Source organism: Sphingomonas bacterium, assembly GCF_903644055.1.
Classification (GTDB): domain Bacteria; phylum Pseudomonadota; class Alphaproteobacteria; order Sphingomonadales; family Sphingomonadaceae; genus Sphingomonas_I.
Genome location: NZ_CAHJXD010000250.1, coordinates 44895 through 53551, shown reverse-complemented (window position 1 = coordinate 53551; position 8657 = coordinate 44895). Strand labels below are relative to the sequence as shown.

The following is an 8657-nucleotide window of genomic DNA, read 5'->3' as shown; positions in this document are numbered from 1 at the left end:
TGACAGCGCCTCCTCGCACCACCATTGAATCAGCCGATCACTATCCTCGCAAACGATTAATAGGTCCTGAGTCTAGAGTGCAGATCGTCTGGGCTTGCGAGCGCCACGAAGATGTCGGCCCGACGCAGCGCCCGGCGGATCGTGGGATCGAGCTCATCACCAGGGATCAGATCGTTGTCGACCCATATCTCGATGCCCTCGCGCTGCAGTGGAGCGAGATGGACCATCAGCCGTTCGCGGAAACGTCTCGTCCCTATGACAATAGGAGATGAAGATCAGCGGGTTCGGTGACGATGCTGTCGTCTTCGTGGTGCTCCGGGCCATCTACCAGATTGTGTGTCGGCAGCACCGCCTCGTCCAGCATTGAATCTCCAGAAGGGCTACGAGGTCGTCCCGCCGCCGCAGTGCCGGGATTGGGCGCTCATTTGGTGTTACCCGGCACCTGAACCAATGTCTGATATTGGAAACCGCCTAAGTGACCCTGAACGTCTGGGTTTGGTCTAGTCGTCAAAACCCGCGAGTTGCATGCTATCTGTACGTCAAACGTGAACCATGACGATTCCGCGTGATCATACAGTTGCACCAGTCGCTGAGCCACCGTTGCTGAAAAGCGGCCCGACGAACTCCGGTCGTAGCCGCATGCACCACCATCCTCGACTTTCATATGAATGGACGCTCCCTCGCTAGCATCTTGGATCTCAGGCAGCGTGCCTCCGAACCATGCGTTGCGGTCGCCATCATAGCCTTGAAGGTATGGTGCTCGTGCCTCTGCCGCGATCCGGAGGTGCCGCCTGTCGCATGGTCGTAAAGGCCGGCGACCTTCTTGCCCGTGACAAGAGCGTGGGCCGACGCGGCGATGATGGAGCGGGATGTGGGGCTGCATGGCTTCGCGTGACACCGCAGCCGTTCGGGATCAAGCTTTACGCCACCGGATCAACCCAACACTCGTTGGAGCTGGACGGGTCGTGAAGCAAATACTGCGGTGAACGAGCGTCCGGACTGGGCGATGGCTAGCGCGCGCTGGATGACTGCTTCTGGGTCTTAGCGGTGGTCGAGCGCTGGCGGCAGAAATCGACCACGCCCGGTCATTCGCATTTCGGCTGGCGAACGACTGGTACGGACAGAGCCAGTCGTTCGCGCGGCACAAGCCGGTCACTGTCGATCCGAACAGTTTTTCCTTTTCGCATTGGCTCTTGCTCTCGGCAGACGCATCTCTAGCGTGTGATGAGACGACAGTTACGATTATCCGGGATGACGCGATGTGATCACGCAAGACTATGCGAAGCGGCTCGCACGCCTTCTGGCCGATCGAAAACTCATACTATTTGTTGGTGCGGGCATTTCACTTCAAGCGCGTCATGTAGAAGGAAAAAGCACGCGTTTGCCCCTTTGGAGCGAACTGGCCCAACTAGTGGCTGAGAAAACGGGAGAATCCCTGTCAAGCTACGGCGGCGATCTCTTCGACATGTTTGATTCTATTGCGAGAAAAACCAACCGCGCGAGGCTCGACGATGCGGTGCGAGCCGCAATCCCTGAGGACAATTTCGACCCCGGCCTGGTCCATCAGTTGATCGCGAGTTTGCCTTGGGCGCGTGTCTACACGACTAATTATGATAATCTCCTGATCCGGGCGCTTGGGGAGAAGTTCCCCATCATCGACGAGAAGGACTATGAGCTCCTGTCGTTACCGCTCGACCGACAGCCGCGGCTCATACACCTTCACGGTACGCTGGCACATATGCACACGCTTGGCGGTCGGGATTATAAGCGGTGGTCGGAGAAGCACCCGCTTGCTCATAATCGGCTGATCTCGGACGGCACCGAGAGCACGATCCTTTTTCTTGGCTATTCGAATTCCGATCCCCACTTCCGCCAGTTAATTCTGCCGATGATAGAAGAGCTGAAGGCCGAGCGGGGACAAAACAACCATTCTTGGATGTGGCGACCCTCGCCCGATCAGATCGAGTTGTTTAATGCTCGGGATCACCTGGAGGTTCACTCCATAGAGAAAGATGCGGAATGGGCGGCCTCGCTCGAGATTCTCAAGGCCGCTTATCTTGATCTCGTAGGAACATTGTCGCCCCAAAAATCGGGGGAGGCTGCGCAGCAGCCGGGCGGTGTGGCAGCGCCTAAGAACAAGCACCTGCTCGGTGATCGGACGACCAAGATCAACGGCTACAAGCTCTTCTACTATCGCGACAATCGCAGTATCTCCCGCGAGAATCTATCTAGGCGCTCGGGCGTCGAGGCATGGCGGATAGCTGAACTCGAAAAGGTGAATACTGAAAAAAACCTCGGTCCGGAATGCTTCAAGGTCTGTAGCCATGAAGAAATCCGCTCGCTTGAAAAAGCCCTTCGACCGGAGACTTCGCTTGAATATGGCAAATCAGACGATATTCTTGCCTATTATATTGAATATTATAAGAATAACTGGCGACAACCCCGCGCGAAGAGTTCGCCGCAGCAAGACAGTCTGTTTTCAGGCCGAACGCGCTCGGTCGTTTTCGATTTCGGGGGCACGCTTACAAAGCCTCAGTTTAAAGAGAATACTTGGGAGCGGATATGGAAGTCCGTTGGATTCACGCTCGAAGAGGCGAACGAACTTCATCATCAGTTTTCTGCCGGCAAGATTACGCATCGCCAATGGTGCGACTTGACTTGCGAAAAACTGCGGGGCGCGGGATTTTGCCGGCAGCACTTTGAGGCCGTGTCGGGCAATATCAATGCGATGCCAGGGCTAAGATCAACTTTTGAAGAATTGCGTTCTCGCGGCATCGCAATCCATATCGTCTCGGGATCGCTGCGCACGATAATTGAAAATGTGCTCGACGATTCATCGCGGTACGTAGACTCGATTCGTAGCAATGAGATGTACTTTGACGCCAACGGCTTGCTTTCAAAAGTTATCGGGCATGCATACGATTTCGAGGGCAAAGCACGGTTCATCACGATGGTCGCCGAAGGACTCGGGTGCCACCCGATCGACATTCTCTTCATCGGCAATTCACTCAATGACGAGAAAGCAGCCACATCGGGCGCGCGCACGCTTTGCGTGAACCCCAAGCACACCCATTTCTATGTCGAATCGATGTGGAATAATGTAATCCGCGAAATGACCGACCTGCGTCAGATCGTGCAGTTTCTTTGAGCCTGGTTAGGCGCAAATTAGCTTCGGACGGCCACTTGGAGCGCGTGCTCCGAACCCCGTAGTGCGTCCTCCTGGCGCACTTTTCGCTCCGAGATGAGCGATCTTCTTATCAGCCGTCCGCGGGAAAACGTCCGGTTTTATCAATACTCGCCGTTCGTAATTGCAATATCGAACGACTGGTTCGTCCCACTTCACGCCGTTCCGCGCTCCGTTACCTAAACATTACGGTTTCAAAGCGATGACATGAACGAGCGTCTGAAGTTGGAGATCACGGGAAGGGCGCTGATGGCCGACTCTAGGTCATCGCCGCCGCGAAGCTGCCCGACAGTTCCCGGCCCACTTCAAGCCGTTCGAAGGGCCGCAACGCCCGCCTAAGTCCGGTCGTGTTGATCCAAAGCCAGGGCTGCCTGAACGAGCAACCTGATTGCGTCGGCTGAGGCAGCCAACTTCGCTACCGTGTCGCGTCGAACCGCCGCCTCTCGGGGCATGGTGATGGCGAGCACGCTGACATCCTCCATCATCATGCCCGCCCGCGCACAGAGCCTCGCGATAAGTTCAGCATCGTCGTCCATCCAAGCCCTCCTGCGGGCACACACAGGTCGACTTTTGCCGTGAAGTCGAGACGCAGCTTTTGATGTCCGCCGCCTTAGCAACGCAGACCGATCGAGAGGCTAAGCCAAAAGCTCACTGACGGTCATATCGAGCGGGACAGCAAGCTTTTCCACGACGGTGATGGTCGGGTTGCGGCGCGCCCGCTCGATGTCGCTCACATAAGTGCGGTGAATGCCGGCGCGATCGGCGAACTCCTCCTGACTCCAGCTTTTCGCCTCGCGCGCGGCGCGCATGTTCCTGGCAAGGCGTTGGCGTATTTCCACGCTTCGCCACAGACGCGCGTGCAGCCGATCGATCTACAGACGATCAGTCACATTCCATTTGACTGTGCCGCGACCGCAAGCCTTGGTGTCACTCATCGGATGCACATATAGGGATGACGCGCGATGCCGTTTCGGTTCAACATTCTGCTTGAAGAAGCTGGTATAAGCCCGGCTGAGGTTCGCCTGCTGCGTCACCAGCCCAACGTGGCGGGGAAGGCCCTGGCGGACGTCTGGCGGACCGATCAGCCTTTGTTCGAGGGCTATCAAGAACTGCAGGCCAGCGCGCAACGCGCCAGCTTCACGCGCAGCTATTGGGCGAGCTTCATCAGCACGTGGGATGGCCGCACGCTCTTCGTTGGCCTCTATGCGGTGGGTAGCCCGCAGGCCGTTGACGAAGCGATCGTGGCGCCCGTCTCCGGCCATACACACGGCGCAGGTGAGCTTGATCGCTTCCCCACCGAACGGACCGAACATCTCGCGGCCTATGAGGGTAAGCTCTATATCGAATGGGGCGGGGGATCATCGGGCAAGCGGGCCTGGTCTCAGCGCGCCGACCTGCAGGATAAGCTTATCAGCGAACTGCACCTCGATACGATCGAGCAGCCCTTCCCGGGTCTGATGAAGCTGGCAACGCCACTATCGGCGCTGGCGGATGCGCCACCGACCTGGGCGCAGGCCCTGGCCAGCAGTCGCGGCGTCTATCTTTTGACCTGCCCGCGCGACGGCAGCCTTTATGTTGGCTCAGCCACCGCTGAGGGCGGTTTCTGGTCTCGCTGGAGCGAATATCGCGCAAACGGACACGGCGGCAACATTGCCCTCGTCGATCGCGAGCGTAGCGATTTCATCGTGTCGATCCTGGAGGTGGCCGGAAGCGCCAACAGCTCCGACGACATTCTTGCCGCCGAAGCTGTTTGGAAACGCAAACTGCAAAGCCGCGAGCTTGGGCTCAATCGCAATTGACTCAGACGTAAGGTTCTATCGATACTGTGGGGGGATGGCTTTCGCTTTGGCCTCGTTCTTGTCGTACTCCTCCGCAAGCATCCTCACCACCTCTTCTACCGTCTCCTGACTGGGTTGGTTTGGCGCTGCGTGGAGGATGGTAGGCACTATAGCGAGGCAATCCTTGATCAGCCGCATCCGTGTTGACGGTGTGGTGCTGGGCCGTTCGAGGTCGTTCATCAACATCATGGCCAAGGCTTGCACACGCGGCATTTTTGTCGGCTTCCTGTTGATCGTGACCTCAACTTCACCCCCCAGCTCGCGCGCCAACGCTTGCTCAAAGGATGCGGGTGGCGTTGGCTTGGGCTTTATTGGTCGGCCAAGCGGGTTCGCGGATGGCATTCCGTCTTTGAACTGACCCTTCGCGGAGCCGGTGCCATTGCCCCGGCCCACGCCTGTTGATCGTGACTTGCGGGGCATCAGCGCGCCTCCTGCTGGCGAAGTTCGGCCATGTTAGCGAAGCTCAGACCGGTTTCGGCGTGCGAGACGGTTTCACCGGTCAGCGCTTCGAAGCGGCGAATGGTGGCGTCGACGAACTTGGGTTCCAGCTCGACGAGGCTGGCAATACGGTCAGTCTTCTCGGCCGCGATCAGCGTGGTGCCCGAACCGCCAAACGGATCCAGCACACGATCACCCGGGCCGCTGGAATCCAGCAACAGGTCCGCAAGCAGGCCAACGGGCTTAACCGTTGGGTGGGTCTCCAGCGCCTTGTTGCGGCCCTTCCCGAAGCTGTTGACGCCGGGCATATGGATCACGTTGGTGCGGTTGCGCCCGTGCCGGCCAAGTTCGACGTTGTTGATGTGCGCAGCCTCGCCGTGCTTGAACACGCCGATCATCTCGTGGGCTGACCGGTAAAGGCTGCCCATCGCCGCGTTGGTCTTCGCCCAGACCAGCAGGTTGAGCTGCTTGAGGTCGCGTGCCTCCGCGGCTTCAGACAGCTCCACCAAGTGCCGCCAGTCCATAAATAGGTAGAGCAGCGCACCATCCTCAAGGTGCGGCTGCGCCGCGCCCAGCGCCCGAGCCAGCAAGATGACGAACTCCTGCCGGCTCATTTCGCCGCTGGCCATCGCGAATTCCTGGTGCTTATTCTTGCCGAGGCCCGAAACATTGCCGCCGATCTCGACATTGTAAGGCGGGTCCGATGCCACAGTGCGGATGCGCTGGCCCATCACCGCTTTTTCGATCACCGCCGGGTCGGTTGCATCGCCGCAGAAGACAATGTGCCTGCCGCATATCCAGCCATCACCAACCCGCGAGACCGGCGCACCGCTAACCTCCTCCGGCTGATCATCGAGATCGGCCATCTCGGCCACGCGGTGGTTGCCGAAAATGATATCGCGCTCGGCGATGCAGAAACCGCTGCTGCCAAGCTCGAGCTGAGGCCGCTCGACCGAGATCTCCGCGAACTCAAGTCGCACGGCGTCCATGTTCCAGCTGCCACCGTCGGTCAGCTTGGTGTGCGCGATGCGGAAGAGCCGCAGCTGGTGATCGTCAAGGTGCGTAATCCGCACCGCAGGCAGCTCCGCCATGTTATTTCGCCGAGCGGCCGCAACGACAGCGACGCCGACGACGATCGTGCCGTCGGCGCTAATGACGATCGGGATGATCGCGCCGAAATCCTTGAGACTTCGAGCCAGAGCCTTGAGCTGGCGCTGCGTGTGGTTACGGACCTGACGTTCGGGCGTCTTCAATTCGCCAAGCGGCACATACTCGATCGCGAGCCGCACGCCCTCATGGGCGGCGACCCCGCTTAACGATGTCGATGTCTGGAAGTGCTTCACCTCATCCTCCACAGTCCACCGCACGCGAAATGCGTGTCGGATCTCCGTGGCGACGGGTGTATCGCCGAATATCTCTGGCGGAGGGTGAGTCCGCCGATGCCCATTTGGCAGACAGTGATCGACTTAGCAAGCCAAATCTAGATTACTAATCGAGTTAGGCGCTCAGCCGTTAGTGGTTGTCGCTATCCGACTGCCCGCTTGTCGGCTGCCTCAATCCAGATACTACCCGGTTCCTTTCCGGATCTTTTCCGGTTTTCGCGGCACGAGTGCCCTGATCGAAATGTCGGTTAAGCCCCCATAAAATAGCTCAAACCTTTTGGGCGCGATGACAAGGTACCTCCGATCTTCAAATTTAGCGGATTGAGGCATGCTTATCTGGAGTCAGGCGCAAACCGTACCGGCGTGACTGCCGCCAGAGAAAGGGCGGGCTTTTTGGTGACATTGCGCGGCGCGGCGCTTCTCCCAAGTACGGAAGCGCGTAAGAGTGCCGCGGTTCTGCGGCATTCCTGACTAGTATCTGGGGAGCGCTGCGGTGAGAGCGGAACGACTGGCGGACCGGCGATGTGCAACAATCCTGGATACGGATTTGATGCAAAATTCGATTCGGTACTGACTCCAATGGCGCCGGAGAATATCACAAGTAAAACCGGATAATATCCTTAAGATCTATTCTCTGCAGTACCATTGCGCTACAAAACTGCGCGGAACCGCGCCAAGTAAAGGCCCTTGGTTCTACTTGGTCTTTACTTGAGATACTATGGCGGAGCGGGAGGGATTCGAACCCTCGATGCGGTTTTGCCGCATACTCACTTTCCAGGCGAGCGCCTTCGACCACTCGGCCACCGCTCCGCATGCACTGGAAGGCCCGGGTGCCTAGGGCCGGATGCGCGGTTTCGCAAGCGGGCAACTCGTGGCAGGATGGGCTCCATGATCCGCACCTTCGCACCCGCCTTCGCTCTCGCCCTCTCAACGCCGGCGTTCGCCGCGGCGCCGCCCGTGACCCCCACCACCATTCTCGCCGATGCACCGGCGGCGGACTGGGTGGCGATCTCTCCCGATCATCTGATGGTGATGGAGCTTGCCGACGGCGGCCGCGTGGCGATCCTGCTCGCGCCGCGGTTCGCGCCGGTCCACGTCGCCAATATCGAGGCGATGGCGCGCACGCATTGGTATGACGGGCTGTGGATCGATCGTGTGCAGGATGGCTATGTCACGCAATGGGGCGATCCCGACGGCAAGAAGCCTCTGCCCGCCGGCACCGTCGCCAAGCCGCCCGCCGAATATGAGCGCGCCGCGGCCGGGCTCGCGTTCAAGCCGTTGCCCTATCGCGATACCTTCGCGCCCCAAGTCGGCATCGCCGATGGCTGGCCGGCGGCGCGCGAGGGTGGGCGGGCGTGGCTGACGCATTGCTACGGCATGGTCGGCGTCGGGCGGGACAATGCACCGGATACGGGTGCTGGCACCGAGCTCTACGCGATCATCGGCCAGCCCGCCCGCGCGCTGGATCGCAACATTGCGGTGGTCGGCCGCGTGGTGAGCGGGATCGATCGGCTGGCGGCGCTGCCCCGTGGCGCCGGCGCGATGGGCTTCTACGACAAGCCGGCCGCAATGCTGCCAATCACGCGCGTTCGCCTGGCCGTCGATCTTCCGGAAGGCGAACGGCCGCGCCTCGAGATGCTGCGCGCCGAAAGCGCCAGCTTCGCGGCCTGGGTGCGCGCGAAAGCCAATCGCAAGGACGATTTCTACGTCCGCCCCGCCGGCGCGATCGATGTGTGCAGCGTGCTGCCTCCGGTGCGTGCGGCGGCAGCCACCGCTCATTGACCGGCGCCGGGACCGGCCGAGCACCGGCCCGGC

The 8657-nt window shown here is 59.8% G+C and carries 8 protein-coding genes and 1 tRNA gene; 3 read left to right on the top strand and 6 right to left on the bottom strand.

Annotated elements, in window-relative coordinates:
- Positions 1 to 56: 56 nt before the first annotated feature.
- Positions 57 to 227: a TIR domain-containing protein gene (locus HUU94_RS12975; protein WP_174275143.1), complete on the bottom strand. Its 171-nt coding sequence runs from the start codon at positions 225 to 227 to the stop codon at positions 57 to 59.
- A 1034-nt stretch (positions 228 to 1261) separates the two neighbouring features.
- Between HUU94_RS12975 and HUU94_RS11120 the strand changes: the two genes are divergently transcribed.
- Positions 1262 to 3148: an SIR2 family protein gene (locus HUU94_RS11120; protein WP_174275142.1), complete on the top strand. Its 1887-nt coding sequence runs from the start codon at positions 1262 to 1264 to the stop codon at positions 3146 to 3148.
- 371 nt (positions 3149 to 3519) lie between these two features.
- Here HUU94_RS11120 and HUU94_RS11115 read toward each other — a convergent pair whose 3' ends face one another.
- On the bottom strand, positions 3520 to 3720 hold the full coding sequence (locus tag HUU94_RS11115; RefSeq protein WP_174275141.1) for a hypothetical protein: 201 nt from the start codon (positions 3718 to 3720) through the stop codon (positions 3520 to 3522).
- A 99-nt stretch (positions 3721 to 3819) separates the two neighbouring features.
- Entirely contained in the window at positions 3820 to 4023 is a 204-nt protein-coding gene (locus HUU94_RS11110; RefSeq protein ID WP_174275140.1) for a helix-turn-helix domain-containing protein, read from the bottom strand.
- 123 nt (positions 4024 to 4146) lie between these two features.
- Between HUU94_RS11110 and HUU94_RS11105 the strand changes: the two genes are divergently transcribed.
- Positions 4147 to 4983, top strand: coding sequence for a GIY-YIG nuclease family protein (locus HUU94_RS11105; protein WP_174275139.1), 837 nt, complete (start codon positions 4147 to 4149; stop codon positions 4981 to 4983).
- 15 nt (positions 4984 to 4998) lie between these two features.
- Here HUU94_RS11105 and HUU94_RS12970 read toward each other — a convergent pair whose 3' ends face one another.
- From HUU94_RS12970 to HUU94_RS11090, 3 genes are all read right to left on the bottom strand, one after another.
- Positions 4999 to 5364, bottom strand: coding sequence for a hypothetical protein (locus HUU94_RS12970; protein WP_368039854.1), 366 nt, complete (start codon positions 5362 to 5364; stop codon positions 4999 to 5001).
- A 77-nt stretch (positions 5365 to 5441) separates the two neighbouring features.
- Entirely contained in the window at positions 5442 to 6803 is a 1362-nt protein-coding gene (locus HUU94_RS11095) for a DNA modification methylase (RefSeq protein ID WP_174275137.1), read from the bottom strand.
- Positions 6804 to 7561: 758 nt separating this feature from the next.
- Positions 7562 to 7652: transfer RNA gene (locus HUU94_RS11090), tRNA-Ser, on the bottom strand.
- A 78-nt stretch (positions 7653 to 7730) separates the two neighbouring features.
- Here HUU94_RS11090 and HUU94_RS11085 point away from each other — a divergent pair.
- Positions 7731 to 8624: a peptidylprolyl isomerase gene (locus HUU94_RS11085; RefSeq protein WP_174275136.1), complete on the top strand. Its 894-nt coding sequence runs from the start codon at positions 7731 to 7733 to the stop codon at positions 8622 to 8624.
- The last annotated feature ends 33 nt before the right edge of the window (positions 8625 to 8657 follow it).